This window comes from Paraburkholderia phymatum, assembly GCF_040965635.1.
In the GTDB taxonomy this organism is placed as follows: Bacteria; Pseudomonadota; Gammaproteobacteria; order Burkholderiales; family Burkholderiaceae; genus Paraburkholderia; species Paraburkholderia phymatum_B.
The window spans coordinates 1-17543 of record NZ_JBFRCH010000005.1; the positions used below are offsets into that span (position 1 = coordinate 1).

The following is a 17543-nucleotide window of genomic DNA, read 5'->3' on the forward strand; positions in this document are numbered from 1 at the left end:
CTTGCGGGTGCGCTTCGTCGACAGATCCAGACCAAGACCAAGCTGTGTCATCTCGCCGCTCCTTGAAGTATCCCCATCCCAGGATAGTTCACGCTCACGTCAGTGCCAGGACTTTTGCAGAGATTCCTAAGCAAAGAAATCGGGCTCACACCGCCAGCGCTTGACGTTTACCCACGGGCTCTCAGCGTCCCCATCCTTCACGCTGCAACACACATGGCCCATGTTCGTTGCCAGCTCACTACTTAAGCGCCTCACCCGCTTCGTGCACCCGAATTACGGCCCGCGATATCGAACATTCCGCGCCCCTTTGCGGCAAACTGTGTGTAGGCATTCGCGCCGCACAGGACACCGTCGCTACGCGATGCGGCACAAGTGCGGGCGTTGCCCTGTACCGTACAGCAACCGCATTCACTACCGAAATGGGGCGCTAAGAAGTTCGATGCCCTACGCCGTGCCACAGATGCACGGAGCGGGTGAGGCGTATAGCCAAGGCGTTGGCAACGAATATAAGTTAGTTCACTGCCGCGTGAAGCACGGGGACGTTGAGAGCCCGTGGGTAAAGGTCAAGCACTGGCGGTGTGAGCGGCTTTCTTCTGCCTACTCTTCTTTGCCGCGGCAAAGAAAAGTAGGTGCCGCCCCGCACAGGGGCAACGCCCGCGCCGCGAGGCGCATCGCGGATGCCTGCGATAAAGGCAACAAACCCACAGCGTCGCAGGCAAAAAATCACTTCGAATCCCTCTCCACGATCCACTCATGCTTCGGATCGTTCTTGAAGTGCCACGTGCGCGTCGGTCCCGCCATCACATTCAGATAGTACGAGTCATAGCCGTACGGCACGACGACGGGATGATAGCCGCGCGGCACCATCACGACATCGTGATCCTCGACGGCGAGTGATTCGTCGATATCGCGCTCATCCGTATAAACGCGCTGAAACGCAAACCCTTGCGAAGGATTGAGCCGGTGATAGTACGTCTCTTCGAGCGAGCTTTCCGTCGGGATGTTGTCGGTGTCGTGCTTGTGCGGCGGATAGCTCGACGAGTGGCCACCCGGCGTGCGCACTTCGACGACGAGCAGCGACTCCGCAGGCTCCGTTTGCGGAAGAATGTCGCATACGTAGCGCGTATTTGCCCCCTTGCCGCGCACCGAACGCTTCATCTGCGATGGCTCGATCAGACGCGCAGGGTAGTCGCCCTTCGCGGGCGCGCTGGCGACGCCTACTTCGGCATGCCGGTTCGCGCGAATCGTTGCGCGGGTGTTGGGCGGCAGATAGACCGCGACGGGTGCGCTGTCTTCGAACACGCTGTCGCGCGAGCCGAGCCCCGTCCATGTCTGCGCATCCGTTTCGACATCGACGGCGCCCGCCATTACGACGATACACACTTCGCGCGACGCTTCGAGCACGTGCACGACTTCATTCGGCTCCATCCGGTACGCGGCGAAACCCACATACTTCCAGCCCGCCGTGTCGGGCGTGACGCGCGCGATCGTTTGACCTTCGCGCTGTGCTTTCACGAGCAAGCTCATGCTGCCTCCTGTGCGACATCGAGGGGCGCATCGACGAGCGTGCGCAGCGTGCGATACCCCTTCTGCGCAAAAGCATACGACGGCGCGACGGCGGGGTCCTGCTCCGCTTCGACGACGAGCCAGCCGCGATAGCCATGCCGCTTGAGCGTATCGATGATCGCGGGGAAATCGACGGCGCCATCGCCCGGCACCGTGAACGCGCCCGCGATCACCGCATCGAGAAAGCTCCAGTTGCGATTGCGCGCGAGCTTCATCACGGCCGGGCGCACGTCCTTGCAATGCACGTGACAGACGCGGCCGATATGTTTGTTCAGTACCGTCAACGCATCGCCGCCCGCGAACGTGATATGGCCCGCGTCGAACAGCAGGCCGACATCGTCGCTCGTCAGCGCCATCAGACGGTCGACGTCGGCAGGCGTTTCGACATACGCACCCATATGATGGTGATATGCGACGCGCACGCCCTTGCTCAGCGTATAACGCGCGAATTCATCGAGGCGCTTCGCGTACGTGCTCCATTGCTCATCCGTGAAGAAGCGCGGACGCTGATAAAGCGGCAGAGGCGAGCCCTGTATCGTGTTGTGCACTTCGCCGTAGACCATCACGGTCGCGCCGTTTTTCGACAGCAGTTCCAGATGCGAGCCGACGGCCTTGCATTCGTCTTCGATGCTGCGGCTCAAGTCCGCGAGCCGCCCCGAATACCAGCCGGAGACGAGCGACAGATCGTACTGCTTGAACAACGCCTTCAGCGCGTCGGGCTCGCGCGGAAACTTGTTGCCGAGCTCAAACCCCTGATAGCCGATTTCTCGCCCTTCCGTGAGCGCGACTTCGAGCGGCGTCTCGCCGCCGAGCGACGGCAGATCGTCGTTCATCCACGACAGCGGATTGATGCCGATGCGTACTTCGAACTGACTCATGTGCGCTTCCTCACTGGTTGTCCCTGCCGCGTGCGTTCATGTGCGCTTCGTAGTCGGCGCGCGCGTCGCGCACGCCTTCGCGCGACGACACTTCCGGCACGGCGACTTCCCACCAACAGCCGCCTTCGTCGGTGGTGCGCGCGGGGTCGGTATCGATACAGATCAGGTACGTGCGGTCCGCGGCGCGCGCGCGCTGCATCGCGGCTTCGAGTTCCCGCACGTTGGCGACATGCTCGGCCTGCGCGCCCATCGCACGCGCATGCGCGGCGAAATCGATGTTCGGCGCGCCCGGCGCGCCTTGCACGCAGTCGTCGAACATGTTGTTGAACGGCGCGCCGCCGCACGCCTGTTGCAGCCGGTTGATGCAGCCATAGCCGCGATTGTCGAGCACGACGACGACCAGCTTCGCGCCGAGCATCACCGACGTCGCGATCTCGCTGTTCATCATCAGATAGCTGCCGTCGCCGACCATCACGATCACTTCGCGCTCTGGCCTCGCGAGCTTCGCACCGAGACCGCCCGCGATCTCATAGCCCATGCACGAGTAGCCATACTCGACGTGATACGCGCCCGGCCGGCCCGCGCGCCACAGCTTGTGCAACTCGGCGGGCAGCGTGCCCGCCGCGCAAACGACGATGTCGTCCGTCGTCGAGCGCGCGCTCGAACGCTGGACGGCACCGATCACGTCGGCATCGTAGGGGAGCGCATTGTCGGCTTGCGGCGCGTGCGTGAGCCTGTGCACGATGTCTCGCCATTCGTTCGCGCGCTGCTGGGCGCGCGCGGTCCACGACGCATCCGCTTGCCACCCTTCGAGTTGCGACGTCAGCGCTTCGAGTGCGAGGCGCGCGTCGGCTTGCACGATGCAGCCGCGATGCTTGAGGCCATCGAACGCGTTCGCGTTGATGCCGATCACCTGCGCCTGCGTGAAGAGCGTGTTCGATCCCGTCGTGAAGTCCTGCAAGCGCGTGCCGATGGCGAGCACGCAATCGGCTTCGTGCGCAAGCTCGTTCGCGCCGGGCGAACCCGTCACGCCGAGCGCGCCGAGATTGAGCGGATCGTCCCACGCGAGCGCGCTCTTGCCCGCCTGCGTCTCCGCGACGGGAATGCCGTGCTCGTGCGCGAACGCCTTCAGCGTATCCGTTGCGCGGCCGTACAACACGCCGCCGCCCGCGACGATCATCGGACGCTTTGCGTTGCCCAGCACCAGCAGCGCATCGTCGATTTCGCTCGCGACGGGCGAGGGCGCATGCAGCTTCACGACGCGCGGTTCGAAAAACACGGCGGGGTAGTCGTAGGCGGTTGCCTGCACGTCTTGCGGCATCGCGAGCGTCACGGGACCGCACAGCGCGGCGTCCGTCAGCACGCGAATCGCGCGCGGCAACGCATTGAGCAGTTGCGCCGGATGCACGATGCGATCGAAGTAGCGCGACACGGGCTTCAAAGCATCGTTGGCCGAGATGCCGCCGTCGTGGAAGTCCTCGACCTGCTGCAACACCGGGTCGGGGGCGCGCGACACGAAGATGTCGCCGGGCAGCAGCAACACGGGCAAGCGGTTCACGTGCGCGAGCGCGGCCGCCGTGACGAGGTTCGTCGCGCCAGGACCGATCGATGTCGTGACGGCCATCAGCCGTCGGCGGAAATGCGACTTCGCGAACGCGATCGCGCTGTGCGCCATCGCCTGCTCGTTGTGCGCGCGATACGTCGGCAGTTCGTGACGATGCTGATAGAGCGCTTCACCGAGGCCCGCGACGTTGCCGTGCCCGAAGATCGCGAACACGCCGCCGAAGAGCGGCTCGGTGCTCTCGCCGTCTTCTGTCTCGACGAGTTGCGCAGCGAGATAGCGGACGACGGCCTGCGCTGCCGTCAGACGAATCGTGCCGTCCGCCGACACTTGCGCGGCCGCGTCGGATGAGACCGTTTCATCGTGATGCACCACGCGCTGATTCATGCCACCTGCTCCTGATGAACGTTACGTGGCGAAGTCGCATTCGACGTGCCACCCCCGCTGCCTGGACCAGCCGTTGCACGCGAGTCACGCCACGACTGGATCAGCGTTTCGAATGTGCGGCGCACGCGCGCGATCACTTCGTCGTCGCCGATCTCGCCCGTGAGCCACGCCTGGCTCGGCTCGTGGAAGATCGTGCGGCCGACCGTGAAGCCCTTGCACGTCGTCGATTGCGCGGCCGAGCGGAAGCCTTCGATCATCTGCTCGACAGGCGCTGACAGGCCGAGCAGCACGACGCCGCGGCAATACGGATCGCGCTCGTGGATAAGAGCATCGACGGCTTGCCACTGCGACGCTTCCATCGGTTCGAGCTTCCACCACTCCGGATAGATGCCGATGTTGTAGAGGCGCTTCAACGCGCGAAACACGATGTCCGGTCCGGCCGGCAGATGCTTCGGCGGGATCACTTCGAGCAGCAGCTCGTGGCCGGACTCCTGCACGGCGTCATAGAGCGAACGAAGCTGCGCTTCCTGCTCGATGCGCTGCTCGATCGGCTCGTCGGGGTGGTATTGAACGAGGCACTTCACCACGTGCTCGCGCGGCCAGCTCGTGAGCGTCGTACCGACGGAGCGCCCATGATCGAACACCAGCGGCACCGAGCCCGGCAGCTCGACGGGACGGCCGATCCACCAGCCGCGTCCCGTTGCTTCGTTCAGTGCATCGTGGCCATAGCGATCGTCGATCAGGACCCCGATGCGGCCTTGCAAGCCAAGCGCCTGTTCCGTCTGCTCGACGGCTTCGACGAACAGGCTCTTCAGCTTTGAAATGCGCGCCGGGTTCGCGCCCGCTTGTTGCGCGAGTTCGAAGAACTGATTGCGATGATCGAACGCGAAGCCGAGCACTTCGTCCCAGGCCTTGCGCGCGGGCGTCACGCGATGCAGACGCGCGAGCGTTGCGTCGCGATCGGGGCGGCGCATGCGCGCCGGGTCCGCTTTCGCTTCGCGCAGGAAGTAGTCGAGCTCGGCAGGTGTAGGCATCGCGGGCGCGCAGCCGTGACGCGACACGACGAGCGCGCCGCTCGCATTCGCGGCGCGCGCGCATGCTTCGAGCGGCTGGTCGCGCAGCCACCCCGACAGGAAGCCCGACGCGAACGCATCGCCTGCGCCGAGCACGTTCAGCACTTCGACTTCGACGCCGCCGTGAATCGGCGCATCGTCGATCGAAGCGGGCACGTCGCCGTCGATGATCTGGCAGCCGAGCGGCCCGCGCTTCACGACGAGCGTCGCAGGCGTCACGTTGCGCACTTGCGCGAGCGATTCGATGAGCGATTCCTTGCCGCCCGCGATGCGAAACTCTTCTTCCGTGCCGATCACGAGATCGAAGAGGGGCAGGATGTTCTGGATGTGCGCGCTCACGCTGTCGTTCGCGATGAAGCGCGTCTCGCCATCGGCCTTGCCCGTCAGTCCCCACAGCACGGGTCGATAGTCGATGTCGAGCACGGTGCGCACGTCGTTGCGGCGCGCGTACTCCAATGCGCGGCGGCTCGTGCGGTTCACCTGTTCCGTCGAAAAGTGCGTGCCCGTAATGAGCAGCGCTTTCGACGATGCGATGTATGCCTCGTCGAAATCCGCTTCGTCGACGGCCATGTCCGCGCAGTTCTCGCGATAGAAGATCAGCGGAAACGTGTCGCGGTCCTTCAGGCCGAGCAGCACGAGCGCGGTGAGCCGCTCGTGATCGACGCGCACGTGGCTGACGTGGCAGCCTTCCTTCGTGAGTGTTTCGGTGAGAAAGCGGCCCATGTGATCGTTGCCGACGCGCGCGAGCATCGACGCGTTCAAGCCGAGCCGCGCGCAGCCGAACGCGATGTTCGCCGACGAGCCGCCCAGATATTTCGCGAAGCTCGCGACGTCTTCGAGCCGCGCGCCGACCTGCTGCGCGTACAGATCGACGGCGAGCCGGCCAAGGCAGACGATGTCGAGGGCGCGGCCCGCTGCGAAGCGGCTCGCGCTGTTGGCGTTGGGTGTGCTGGTGAGAGCCATAGGTGTGTCCTGAGTATGCTGCACGCAGCGAGAAGGGCGTAGGGATGCAGCGGCAAGCCGCGCGAATCAGATCGTCGCGCCTTCGAGCTCGCTGATCATCTTCTGCATTTCGGCGCCGCCTGCCATCATGTCGAGCACCTGGTCCTTGGTGATGGTTTCCTTCGTGAAGGTGCCCATCGACTTGCCCCGATTGAGCAGCGTGAACGAATCGCCGATCGGGTACGCGTGGTGCACGTTGTGCGTGATGAAGATCACGGAGATGCCTTTCGCGCGAGCCTTGTGGATCAGCTTCAGCACGTTGAAGCTCTGCTTCACGCCGAGCGCCGCAGTCGGTTCGTCGAGGATCAGCACGCGCGCGCCGAAGTGAATCGCGCGTGCAATCGCGAGACATTGCCGCTCGCCGCCCGACATCGTGCCGATCGGTTGATGCGGGTCGCGCACCATGATGCCCATTTCGGCGAGCTTGTCGCGCGCGATACGCGCGCTCGTGTCGAGGTCCATCACGTTGACGAGGCCGAAGAGCTTCTTCTGCGGCTCGCGTCCCATGAAGAAGTTGCGCGCCACCGAGAGCAGCGGCACGAGTGCGAGATCCTGATACACGGTCGCGATGCCGAGGTCGAGCGCGTCGCTCGGCGATTCGAACAGCACCTTCTTGCCATCTACCAGGTAGTCGCCGGAAGAGGGCTGGTGCACGCCCGCGAGCGTCTTGATGAGCGTCGACTTGCCCGCGCCGTTGTCGCCGAGCAGGCAGTGCACTTCGCCGCGCTTCAGCCGAAGCGTGACGCCCGACAGCGCGATCACCTTGCCGAAATACTTGCTGACGTTTTCGAGCGAGAGAATGTAGTCGTCTTGCTGGAGAGTGTCGGACATGGCCGTTTCCTCGTGTCTGGTGCGTGTCTATCGCATGTTCGATGCGATGGCGTGGTTACGATTGCCGGGGTTGTGATTGCCGGGGCAAGACTGACGGGTCACGATTGAGACACGCGGCGGCGCACATAATGGTTGAACAGCACCGCGATCAGCAGCATCACGCCGAGGAACACACGGAACCAGTCGGAACTGACATTCGTATAGGTGATGCCGATCTGCACGACGCCGAAAATCAGCGCGCCGAAGCAGGCGCCCACCACCGAGCCGTAGCCGCCCGTCAGCAGCGTGCCGCCGATGACCGCGGCGATGATCGCCTCGAATTCCTTTTGCAGACCACGGTCGGCGGCGGCCGAGCCGATGTCGCACACTTGCAGCACGGCGAACAGGCACGAGCAGAAAGCCGTCAGCACGAAGAGCGAAATTTTCACGCGGCGCACGGGCACACCGACGTTCTTCGCGGCGTTCGCATCGCCGCCGACTGCGAGCATCCAGTTGCCGTAACGCGTCTTCGCGAGCACGAATGCGCAGATCGCAGCGAGCCCGAACCACCACAGCAGCACTTTCGGAATGCCCGGCACGAGCGGCTGGCCGTTGTCGAGCAGCGAGCCGATGCCGATGTGCGCGAGGCTCGTGAAGAGGCCATGCAGTGCGACGCCATGGAACAGAAAGTTCGTCACGTGGTCGGCTTGCGCGAGATCGCCGACGCCCGAGATGATCGTGCGGTCCGCGACCATGATCGACAGCGCGAGCGTGAGGCCGCGCAGGATGAACAGGAACGCGAGGGTCACGATGAACGACGGAAGACGCGTGCGCATCACCAGGTAGCCGTTCAATGCGCCGAGCGCCATCGATCCGGCGAACGCAAACACGATCGCGGCCCAGATCGGCCAGTGAAAATAGACAGCGGGTATCGCGACCATCATCCCGGCGAAACCGATCATCGAACCGATGGACAGATCGAACTCGCCCGCGATCATCAGCAGACAGGCGCCGACGGCCAGAATGCCCAGATACGCGGACACCTGCGACCAGTTCATCACGCCATCGAGGTTGAACATGCCCGAGCCGCCCGCGCCGATCGCGAACACGAGGAACACGAGCACGGTGCCGGAAATCGCGGCGAATTCCGGCCGGTTCAGCAGATGTCCGAAGAACGATTCCTTTCTGATTCGCTCGTCGGCTGCCGAGGCCGGGACCGACTGCGACGACTGCGACGATTGCGCGTCGTTGTCCGCTGCGTCGTGACCATGCGAAGGAAAGTGTTTGCCGGCTACGCCCATGATGTCTCCTTTGTGGACCCGAGTCGGCGCTACAGCGCCTTTCCCGGGTCCCATGCAAGCAATTGCGGTCGACGGTAACTGGTGCGCGAACGCCCGCTCCCGTCACATGCACGATAGTTGCTGATGCCCGGCCTCGCTGCGCGGTTCACTCGTGAGAGTGGCGAGAGATGCGCAGAAGGCCGGTCAATCTCGCGGTCGGACGCCCGACGATGGCGGCTGCTGCTTGCACGTGAAAATGCGAAAGTGCGAACGTGCAACAGGCCGCCGGGGTCGCGCATTGGCTGCCGCGCCCGGTACCGCGTATGACCAGATAAAAGGTCAGTCGGTTAGCGGTACTGGCCCGCGTACTTGACGACCGTGTCGATATTCGCCTTCGTGATGAAACCCGGACCGGAACGGATATTCTTCGGCCCATACGACGGTTCGAGGCCGTACGTTTGCATGCGCGCCTTGAACTTCGGATTGGCCTCGAGGATCTGCCGGATCTTCGCCGGGTCGGTCGTGTGTTCCTTCTTCACGATCGCGAGCACGGCAACGGGGATATAACCCTGCAGATACGGTTGCTGGTCGATCGCAAATGCAATCGTGCCGGCCTGGATGCCCTTCGCGATGTCATCCGAGAAGTCGAACGTGCAGAAGTAGATCTTGCCCGCGAGGCCCATCTGCTGCACGGCCTTCAGCGACGCCGACGCGGGCGTCGGTCCGAGCGTCAGGATCGCGCCCGTGTTCGGATGGTTGCGCAGATACGCGCTCACCTTCGACTGGATTTCGGTCGGGTCCTGGCCGGAATCGATCGTCGAGCTCTTGTAGTTCACGCCGAGCGCATCGGCAAAGCCACGGCAGCGCTCGAACGAAACGGCATTGGTCGCGAAGTGGTTCACGCACAGGAACGATTTCACGCCCGCTGCCTTCGCCTTCTCGCCTGCCGCCTTGCCCGCCACGTATTCGGGCTGTCCGATATGCATGATCGCGCCGAGCTTTTCGCTTTGCTCTTCCGTGCCGGAGTTGATCGTGACGAGCGGGATCTTTTTGGCCGTGACCTTGCCGATCGAGCTCTTCAGCACGTCGAAGTCGGCGATGGTGACGATCACGCCGTCGTAGTTGCGCGCCGCCGATTGCTCGATCAGACGCGACATGTCGGCGATGTCGCCGTTGGGCGGATTGCGGTAGTCGGTTTCGACGTTGAAATCCTCGTCGGCCTGCTTGATCGCATTCTTGATCGTGTTCCACCACGAATCGGAGTCCGGCGCGTGACTGATCAGCACGAAGTGAGCGTCGGCCGCCTGTGCCGCCGGCGCCGTCATCGCGCCGATGCCCGCCGCCAGCGTGACGGCGGCTGCCAGAACCTTGAACGAAGCCTTGCCCTTGCAAAGTCTCATTGTCTCCACCTTTCTCGGTCTGTTCGTTTTTGAGGGGAGCGTCTGACGCTTTGCGAGGTGATGCCGGCTCGCCGTTGCGTCATCGCTCAGGACCAAGAGTAGGCCAACTTTTCGAGAGTTGCAATGAAAATTTCATGTCAAAGAAAAATGGAAAATCCATTCCATTTGCTTTCGGTTGTGCCTATACTCGGCATCGTCGGGACAGCGCGTCGACGTTGCCGCGAACGCTTGCGGCACGCGGTTTTGCGCTGCAAAAAAGCACAGAGGTCAGGACCATGGCGGAAGACAGCACAGAAGAATTGCCGAGCGTCGATGAATTGATGCAACGCATCGCGGAGAACTACGAGTCGCTGCCGCGTCAGTTGAAGAGCGTGGCGACGTATATCGAGCAGCACCGCTCGAGCGTGATGGTCGATCGCACCAGCGATATCGCGTTGAGTTGCGGCGTGCATCCGTCCGCCGTCGTGCGCTTTGCGCAGCGTTTCGGTTTTTCGGGCTTTTCGGATCTGCAGGCGGTGTTCCGCCAGGCGTACACGACGCAGGGCGCGTCGTCGCAGAGCTATCAGCAACGCATCCGCAAGCTGATCGACGAGAAGCCTGGGCGGCTGTCGGGCGGCGGCGTCGCGCGCGAATTCATGGCCGCGTGCCGCGACGGTCTCGACGAACTGGAACGCTCGCTCGATGACGCGCAATTCGACGCCGCCGTGAAGATGCTGCAACAGGCCGAGAACATCTACGTGGTCGGCGTGCGGCGCTCGTTTCCCGTCGCGAGCTACATCGTCTATGCGTTGCAGCACACGCCGAAGCGCGTGCATCTCGTGTCGGGTTTCGGCGGGATGTATCGCGAGCAGATTCGCAGCGTGAAGAAGGGCGACGTCGTGATCGCGATCAGCTTCGCGCCCTATGGCAAGGAGACGCAGTACTGCCTGCGCGTCGCGCATCATCATCAGGCGAAGACACTCGTGATTTCGGATAGCCAGCTGTCGCCGCTCGCGCGCTATGCGACGACGCAGCTGTATGTGAAAGAGGGCAGCGCGTTCGCGTTCCGCTCGCTGACCAGCACGATCTGCCTGTGCCAGGCGCTGTTCATCGCGCTCGCGTACAAGCTGGAACTGAACGTGGAAGAGTCGACAGACACTGGAGGATACGATGACTGATGTGGCAGGCAAGACGATCGACGTGGCTGTGTTCGGCGCGGGACGCATCGGCAGGATTCATGCGTCGAATCTCGCGCGGCAGCCGGGCGTGCGGCTCAAGTATGTGGTCGATGTGAATCGCGACGCGGCGGCCGCGCTCGCCGCGCAATACGGCGCGCAGGTTGCGGATGTCGACGGCGCGATGGGCGATGCGTCGGTCGGCGCGACGGTCATCTGTTCGAGCACCGATACGCACGCCGAGCTGATCCTGCAATCGGCCGCGCAGAAGAAGCACGTGTTCTGCGAAAAGCCCGTCGATCTGACGCTGGAACGCGCGCGTGCGTGCGCCGATGCCGTCGCGAAAGCGGGCGTCGTGTGCATGATCGGCTTTCAGCGGCGCTTCGATCCGACGTTCGCCGCACTGAAGTCTCGCCTCGATGCGAGCGAGATCGGCACGCCCGAAATGCTCGTCGTGACGAGCCGCGATCCGGGCGCGCCGCCCGTCGAGTACATCAGGCACTCGGGCGGCATCTTCAAGGACATGCTGATTCACGACTTCGACATCTTCCGCTGGATTCTCGACGACGAAGCCGACACGCTGCACGCGACGGGCAGTTGTCTGTCCGATCCCGCGATCGCCGATGCGGGCGATATCGATTCGACGGCCGTGACGATCCGCACGAAGCGCGGGCGGCTGTGCCAGATCAACACGGCGCGGCGCGCCGCGTATGGCTACGACCAGCGCTTCGAAGTGCTCGGCAGCGACGGCATGCTGCAGGCGGGCAACGTGCGTCCGACGCAAGTGTCCGCGTACTCGAAGACGGCCGTTTCCAGCGACGTGCCCGAGCACTTTTTCCTCGAACGCTATCGCGCCGCGTATGCGCTCGAAATCGCGCATTTCTTCGAAGCCGTCACGCAAGGCAAGCCGGTGCGCACGACGGTCGCCGACGGCATGAAGGCGCTCGAACTCGCGGAAGCCGCGACGCGTTCGTGGCGCGAAGGACGCGCTGTAAAGCTCAACGAGGCGCTGTGATGAGCGCATCACCATTGCGTATCGGTGTCGTCGGTCTGGGCCGGCTCGGCAAGCGGCACGCGGAGAATCTCGCGTATCGCGTGTCGGGCGCGGCGCTCGTGGCCGTGTGCAGTCCCGTCGAAGCGGAGCGGATGTGGGCGCGCGAGACGTTGCCCGCGCCGCGCGTCTACGACGACTATCGCGCATTGCTCGACGATCGCGACGTCGATGCCGTGTGGCTCGTCACGCCGTCCGCTTTGCACGCGCAGCAGATCATCGATGCGTTGCGCGCGGGCAAGCATGTGTTCTGCGAAAAACCGCTGTCGCTCGATTTCGCCGAATGCGAGCGCGTGATTGAAGAGGCGCAGCGTCATCCGCAGTTGCAGGCGACGATCGGCTTCATGCGCCGCTTCGATCCGAGCTATCGCAACGCATTCGAGAAGATCGAGGCGGGCGCGATCGGGCGGCCGTTCATGGTGCGCTCGCAGACCTGCGACCAGAACGATCCCGAAGGCTTCTTCGTGCGCTTTGCGCCGACCTCGGGCGGCATCTTTCTCGACTGCACGGTGCACGACATCGACGTCGCGCGCTGGCTGCTCGGCATGCCGAAAGCGAAGCGCGTATATGCGAGCGGCGTGGTCGCGCTGCATGAGGGCCTGCGCGAATTCGGCGACGTCGATAACGGCGTCGCGATCTGCGAGTTCGAGGGCGGACGCCTGGCGATGTTCTACGCGTCGCGCACGCTCGCGCACGGCAACGACACGGGCAGTGAAGTGATCGGCACGGCGGGCGCGTTGTATATCGGGCGCAATCCGCGCGCGAACCGCGTCGAGATTGCCGACGCGAGCGGCATCCGCAACGAGTGCGCGCCGACTTTCTTCGATCGCTTCGAAGAGGCGTTCTTGTGCGAAGCCCAGGCGTTCGTCGCCGCGGTGAGGGAAGGGCGGCAGAGCGGCGCGACGCTTGCGGACGCGATGGAGGCAACGCGCATCGGCTATGCGCTGCGCGAATCGCTCGCAAGCGGACGGGCTGTCGATCTGTAAGCGAAACGCGCGTCCGGACTGTCGCGGCCCGGGCGCGCTCGAAGCGCATGCGTTAGAATTTGACCCTCTGCCTGGCGCTGATTTCCGTGATCATTCGAGCGGAATGCACGCGCCGCCTCACGAAGGTCATCGTCGATGGAAATTCAGATTCACAAGGAAGTCGATGCGCGCGGCTTGAAGTGCCCGCTGCCCATTCTGCGCGCGAAGAAAGCGCTGGCCGACATGGAAAGTGGCCAGATTCTCAAGGTGCTCGCCACCGATCCCGGCTCGCAGCGCGATTTCGCCGCGTTCTCGAAGCAGACGGGCAACGAGATCGTCGAGTCGTCGACGCTGCCGGACAAGGTGTTCGTGTTCCTGATGCGGCGTCGCTGAGGTTTCGCGGCTGCGTCGCAAGTTCATGAAAAAAGGCGCTGCGTCCCCGATGGGGCGCAGTGCCTTTTGCTTTTTGCTTACGTGGCCTCGTAGTGCTGTTGCACACGCCGAACGTTCGATCAGCCTTCAAGCACGGGCGAACGCGTACGCAGATACTCTTCGAAGTCCGCGGCCACTTCCGGGTGGCGCAGCGCGAATTCCACCGTCGCCTTCAGATAGCCGAGCTTGCTGCCGCAGTCGAAGCGCGTGCCGTGATACCTGTACGCGAGCACCTGCTCGTCGGCGAGCAGCGACTGGATGGCGTCCGTCAGCTGCAGTTCGCCGCCCGCGCCCGGCTTCAGCGCGCGGATGTGATCGAAGATGCGCGGCTTCAGCACATAGCGGCCGACCACGCCGAGATTCGACGGCGCGACTTCGGGCGCCGGCTTCTCGACGATGCCCGACATCTTGATGATCGCGTCTTCCCACTCCTTGCCATCGACGATGCCGTACGACTTTGTCTCCGACGGCGGAATCTCTTCGACGCCGATCACCGAGCTGTGATAGTGATCGAACACCTCGATCATCTGCTGCATGACGGGCGGTTTGCCGTACAGCAGGTCGTCCGCGAGGATCACGGCGAACGGGTTGTCGCCGACCAGCTTTTCCGCGCACAGGACGGCGTGGCCCAGACCCAGCGCCTCCGGCTGACGCACGTAGAAGCAGTCGACGTGGCTCGGCTTGATGCTGCGAACCAGTTCGAGCAGCTTCGCCTTGCCGCGCGCTTCCAGCTCGGCCTCGATTTCGTACGACTTGTCGAAATGGTCTTCGATCGCGCGCTTGCTGCGGCCCGTCACGAAGATCATCTCGGTGATGCCGGCCGCCATTGCCTCTTCGACTGCGTACTGGATCAGCGGCTTGTCCACGATGGGCAGCATCTCCTTCGGGCTCGCCTTCGTGGCAGGAAGAAAGCGCGTACCGAGACCCGCGACCGGAAAAACTGCCTTAGTAACTTTTAGCATGTGTCTACCCTACGTCCTCTGGTTTGGAATGCGTGGAGGCGCCGTTGGCGCGGCACGCATGGGGCGTAAATCAGGCCGGCAAGCGCGACAGTTGTGCCGTCAGCTTGCCAATCGTGGTCTGGTATTCTGCCAGCCTTCTTTGCTCCTGCTCAACGACCGCCGGCGGTGCTTTTGCAACAAAGCTCTCGTTCTGGAGCTTGGCATTACACTTCGAAACCTCTGCATTCAATCTGGCGATTTCCTTTGACAGGCGTTCGCGTTCGGCGGCGACATCGATTTCCACCTTCAACACGAGCTTGTCCGTTCCTACGATAGCAATCGGCGCGCCATGTGCCTGTGCATCGAGCGTTGCCTCGTCCGCGATGATCTGCACCTCGGACAAACGCGCCAACGCCTGAGCGTAGGGCGCGAACGACGTGAGCCGCCCGGCGTTGCCCGTCACGAGCAGCGGCACCTTCGTCGCCGGCGACAGGTTCATCTCGCCACGCAGATTACGGCACGCGTCGATCACAGCCTTCAGATCGGCGGCCCATTGCTCGGCCGTTTCGTCGATCTTGCGCGGCTCCGCGATCGGGTAGGGCTGCGTCATGATCGATGCCTCGCCTTCCGCCTTGCCTTCCGGATACTTCTCCGTAAGCGGCGCCACCTTCTGCCACAGCGCTTCCGTGATGAACGGAATCACGGGATGCGCGAGCCGCAGCACCGTTTCGAGCACACGCAACAGCGTGCGGCGCGTAGCGCGCTGCTGTTCCGGCGTGCCCGTCTGGATCTGCACCTTCGCGAGTTCGAGATACCAGTCACAGTATTCGTCCCACACGAACTTGTATAGGGCGTTCGCCACATTGTCAAAACGATAATCCGCGAAGCCTTTTTCGATTTCGGCTTCGACGCGCTGAAGCAGCGACACGATCCAGCGGTCGGCCTGCGAGAAGTCCGTGTAGCCGCCCGGGCCGCAATCGCCAGGCTGGCACGCGCCCGGCTTCGAGAAGCCGCAGTCGTGGCCTTCGCAGTTCATCAGCACGAACCGCGTTGCGTTCCACAGCTTGTTGCAGAAGTTGCGATAGCCTTCGCAGCGCGCGAGGTCGAAGTTCACGTTGCGGCCGAGCGTCGCCATCGACGCCATCGTGAAGCGCAGCGCATCCGTGCCGAACGCGGGAATGCCTTCGGGGAATTCCTTGCGCGTCTTCTTTTCAATCGACGCGGCCTGCTTCGGATTCATCAGGCCCGTGGTGCGCTTCGCGACCAGCGCGTCGAGACCGATGCCGTCGACGATGTCGATCGGGTCGAGCGTGTTGCCCTTGCTCTTCGACATCTTCTGACCCTCGGCGTCGCGCACGAGACCGTGCACATAAACGGTGTCGAACGGCACCTTGCCGGTGAAGTGCGTGGTCATCATGACCATGCGCGCGACCCAGAAGAAGATGATGTCGAAGCCGGTGACGAGCACCGACGACGGCAGAAACGCTTCCAGCTCCCGCGTCTCGTTCGGCCAGCCGAGCGACGAGAACGGCACGAGCGCCGACGAGAACCACGTGTCGAGCACGTCTTCGTCGCGCTTGAGCGCGCCCTTGTAGCCCTTCGCATCGGCTTGCGCGCGTGCTTCTTCTTCCGTCTTCGCGACGAAGATTTCGCCGTTCTCGCCGTACCACGCGGGAATCTGATGCCCCCACCACAACTGACGCGAGATGCACCAGTCCTGGATGTTTTCGAGCCACTGGTAGTACGTGGTCGTCCAGTTTTCCGGCACGAATTTGATCTGGCCGTTGCGGACCACATCGAGCGCCGTGTCGGCGATCGACTTGCCCGGATTGAACGTGCCGAATGTGGCATCAGGGGCCGGCTTGCTCATCGCGACGAACCACTGGTCGGTGAGCATCGGCTCGATCACGACGCCCGTGCGGTCGCCGCGCGGCACCATCAGCTTGTGCGGCTTCACCGATTCGAGCAGCCCGAGCGCTTCGAGATCGGCGACGACCTGCTTGCGCGCATCGAAACGATCCATGCCGCGATATTTTTCGGGCGCGTTGTCGTTGATCTTTGCGTCGAGCGTGAGGATTTCGATCTGCGGCAGCTTGTGGCGCTGGCCGACCTGGTAGTCGTTGAAATCGTGCGCGGGCGTGACCTTCACGACGCCCGTGCCGAACTCGCGGTCCACGTAATCGTCGGCGATGATGGGAATCTCGCGGTCCGTCAGCGGCAGCCTGACTGTCCTGCCGATCAGATGCGCGTAGCGCTCGTCTTCAGGATGCACCATCGCGGCGACGTCGCCGAGCATCGTTTCGGGACGCGTCGTCGCGACGGTCAGATGGCCCGAGCCGTCGGCGAGCGGGTACTGGATGTGCCACAGATGGCCGTTCTCTTCCTCGCTCACCACTTCGAGGTCGGACACGGCCGTGAGCAGCACCGGGTCCCAGTTGACGAGGCGCTTGCCGCGATAGATCAGACCCTGTTCATACAGACGCACGAACACGTCGCGCACGGCGGCCGACATCTTGTCGTCCATCGTGAAGTATTCGCGCGACCAGTCGATCGATGCACCGAGGCGCCGCACCTGGCTCGTGATCGTCGAGCCGGACTGCTGCTTCCATTCCCACACGCGCTCGACGAATTTCTCGCGGCCGAGGTCGTGGCGCGAAACGCCTTGCGCGTCCAGTTGCCGTTCGACGACGATCTGCGTCGCGATGCCTGCGTGGTCCGTGCCCGGCACCCACAGCGTGTTCTCGCCGAGCATGCGGTGATAGCGCGTCAGGCCGTCCATGATCGTCTGGTTGAACGCATGGCCCATGTGCAGCGTGCCCGTGACGTTGGGCGGCGGCAGTTGAATCGAGAAGTTCTTGCGGCCCGGTTCGAACGCCGGAGCGGCGTAGCCGCGTTTTTCCCATTCGGGGCCCCAGTGGGCCTCGATCGTCTGCGGCTCGAAACTCTTGGCCAGCGTGCTGTCGCTTGTCGTCATCGTCAAAATCTGCCGGAAAATACGTGGAAAGATGCCCGAAACGTTGAATTATAAAGGGTGGCGCGAGGC

Annotated in this window: 13 protein-coding genes; 4 read left to right on the forward strand and 9 right to left on the reverse strand. The window is 63.4% G+C overall.

Annotated elements, in window-relative coordinates; genetic code table 11:
- Positions 1–723 precede the first annotated feature (723 nt).
- From iolB to AB4Y32_RS11785, 7 genes are all read right to left on the reverse strand, one after another.
- Positions 724–1527, reverse strand: coding sequence for a 5-deoxy-glucuronate isomerase (gene iolB, locus AB4Y32_RS11755; protein WP_368721524.1), 804 nt, complete (start codon positions 1525–1527; stop codon positions 724–726).
- Entirely contained in the window at positions 1524–2444 is a 921-nt protein-coding gene (gene iolE, locus AB4Y32_RS11760; protein WP_368721525.1) for a myo-inosose-2 dehydratase, read from the reverse strand. Before iolE ends, iolB begins: the two co-directional genes overlap by 4 nt.
- Positions 2445–2454: 10 nt before the next feature.
- Positions 2455–4392, reverse strand: a complete 1938-nt coding sequence (iolD, locus tag AB4Y32_RS11765; protein WP_368721526.1) for a 3D-(3,5/4)-trihydroxycyclohexane-1,2-dione acylhydrolase (decyclizing) — start codon at positions 4390–4392, stop codon at positions 2455–2457.
- A complete protein-coding gene (locus AB4Y32_RS11770) occupies positions 4389–6428 on the reverse strand; it encodes a bifunctional 5-dehydro-2-deoxygluconokinase/5-dehydro-2-deoxyphosphogluconate aldolase (RefSeq protein ID WP_368721527.1) in 2040 nt (679 codons plus the stop codon). Before AB4Y32_RS11770 ends, iolD begins: the two co-directional genes overlap by 4 nt.
- Positions 6429–6494: 66 nt before the next feature.
- On the reverse strand, positions 6495–7298 hold the full coding sequence (locus AB4Y32_RS11775; protein WP_368721528.1) for an ATP-binding cassette domain-containing protein: 804 nt from the start codon (positions 7296–7298) through the stop codon (positions 6495–6497).
- A 98-nt stretch (positions 7299–7396) separates the two neighbouring features.
- On the reverse strand, positions 7397–8578 hold the full coding sequence (locus tag AB4Y32_RS11780; RefSeq protein ID WP_368721529.1) for an ABC transporter permease: 1182 nt from the start codon (positions 8576–8578) through the stop codon (positions 7397–7399).
- A 326-nt stretch (positions 8579–8904) separates the two neighbouring features.
- The gene (locus AB4Y32_RS11785) at positions 8905–9957 is read right to left on the reverse strand and encodes a sugar ABC transporter substrate-binding protein (protein WP_368721530.1); all 1053 of its coding nucleotides are present in this window, start codon (positions 9955–9957) and stop codon (positions 8905–8907) included.
- Between the two features lie 275 nt (positions 9958–10232).
- Between AB4Y32_RS11785 and AB4Y32_RS11790 the strand changes: the two genes are divergently transcribed.
- From AB4Y32_RS11790 to AB4Y32_RS11805, 4 genes are all read left to right on the forward strand, one after another.
- Complete coding sequence (locus AB4Y32_RS11790) at positions 10233–11114, forward strand: MurR/RpiR family transcriptional regulator (protein WP_368721531.1); 882 nt, start codon at positions 10233–10235, stop codon at positions 11112–11114.
- Complete coding sequence (gene iolG / locus AB4Y32_RS11795) at positions 11107–12126, forward strand: inositol 2-dehydrogenase (RefSeq protein ID WP_368721532.1); 1020 nt, start codon at positions 11107–11109, stop codon at positions 12124–12126. Before AB4Y32_RS11790 ends, iolG begins: the two co-directional genes overlap by 8 nt.
- Complete coding sequence (locus AB4Y32_RS11800; RefSeq protein WP_368721533.1) at positions 12126–13148, forward strand: Gfo/Idh/MocA family oxidoreductase; 1023 nt, start codon at positions 12126–12128, stop codon at positions 13146–13148. The genes iolG and AB4Y32_RS11800 overlap by 1 nt, the downstream gene beginning before the upstream one ends.
- 141 nt (positions 13149–13289) lie before the next feature.
- Positions 13290–13520, forward strand: a complete 231-nt coding sequence (locus tag AB4Y32_RS11805) for a sulfurtransferase TusA family protein (RefSeq protein ID WP_087733718.1) — start codon at positions 13290–13292, stop codon at positions 13518–13520.
- Positions 13521–13639: 119 nt separating this feature from the next.
- Here AB4Y32_RS11805 and galU read toward each other — a convergent pair whose 3' ends face one another.
- The gene (galU, locus tag AB4Y32_RS11810; protein WP_342938356.1) at positions 13640–14521 is read right to left on the reverse strand and encodes a UTP--glucose-1-phosphate uridylyltransferase GalU; all 882 of its coding nucleotides are present in this window, start codon (positions 14519–14521) and stop codon (positions 13640–13642) included.
- A 70-nt stretch (positions 14522–14591) separates the two neighbouring features.
- Positions 14592–17474, reverse strand: a complete 2883-nt coding sequence (locus AB4Y32_RS11815; RefSeq protein WP_368721534.1) for a valine--tRNA ligase — start codon at positions 17472–17474, stop codon at positions 14592–14594.
- Between the last annotated feature and the right edge of the window lie 69 nt (positions 17475–17543).

Bases quoted from the DNA above. Each gene is read 5' to 3' on its own strand.
- AB4Y32_RS11785 (WP_368721530.1), bottom strand. From the start codon at position 9,957: ATGAGACTTTGCAAGGGCAAGGCTTCGTTCAAGGTTCTGGCAGCCGCC.
- iolD (WP_368721526.1), bottom strand. From the start codon at position 4,392: ATGAATCAGCGCGTGGTGCATCACGATGAAACGGTCTCATCCGACGCG.
- AB4Y32_RS11800 (WP_368721533.1), top strand. From the start codon at position 12,126: ATGAGCGCATCACCATTGCGTATCGGTGTCGTCGGTCTGGGCCGGCTC.
- iolG (WP_368721532.1), top strand. From the start codon at position 11,107: ATGACTGATGTGGCAGGCAAGACGATCGACGTGGCTGTGTTCGGCGCG.
- AB4Y32_RS11815 (WP_368721534.1), bottom strand. From the start codon at position 17,474: ATGACGACAAGCGACAGCACGCTGGCCAAGAGTTTCGAGCCGCAGACG.
- AB4Y32_RS11775 (WP_368721528.1), bottom strand. From the start codon at position 7,298: ATGTCCGACACTCTCCAGCAAGACGACTACATTCTCTCGCTCGAAAAC.
- galU (WP_342938356.1), bottom strand. From the start codon at position 14,521: ATGCTAAAAGTTACTAAGGCAGTTTTTCCGGTCGCGGGTCTCGGTACG.
- AB4Y32_RS11770 (WP_368721527.1), bottom strand. From the start codon at position 6,428: ATGGCTCTCACCAGCACACCCAACGCCAACAGCGCGAGCCGCTTCGCA.
- iolE (WP_368721525.1), bottom strand. From the start codon at position 2,444: ATGAGTCAGTTCGAAGTACGCATCGGCATCAATCCGCTGTCGTGGATG.
- AB4Y32_RS11780 (WP_368721529.1), bottom strand. From the start codon at position 8,578: ATGGGCGTAGCCGGCAAACACTTTCCTTCGCATGGTCACGACGCAGCG.
- AB4Y32_RS11790 (WP_368721531.1), top strand. From the start codon at position 10,233: ATGGCGGAAGACAGCACAGAAGAATTGCCGAGCGTCGATGAATTGATG.
- iolB (WP_368721524.1), bottom strand. From the start codon at position 1,527: ATGAGCTTGCTCGTGAAAGCACAGCGCGAAGGTCAAACGATCGCGCGC.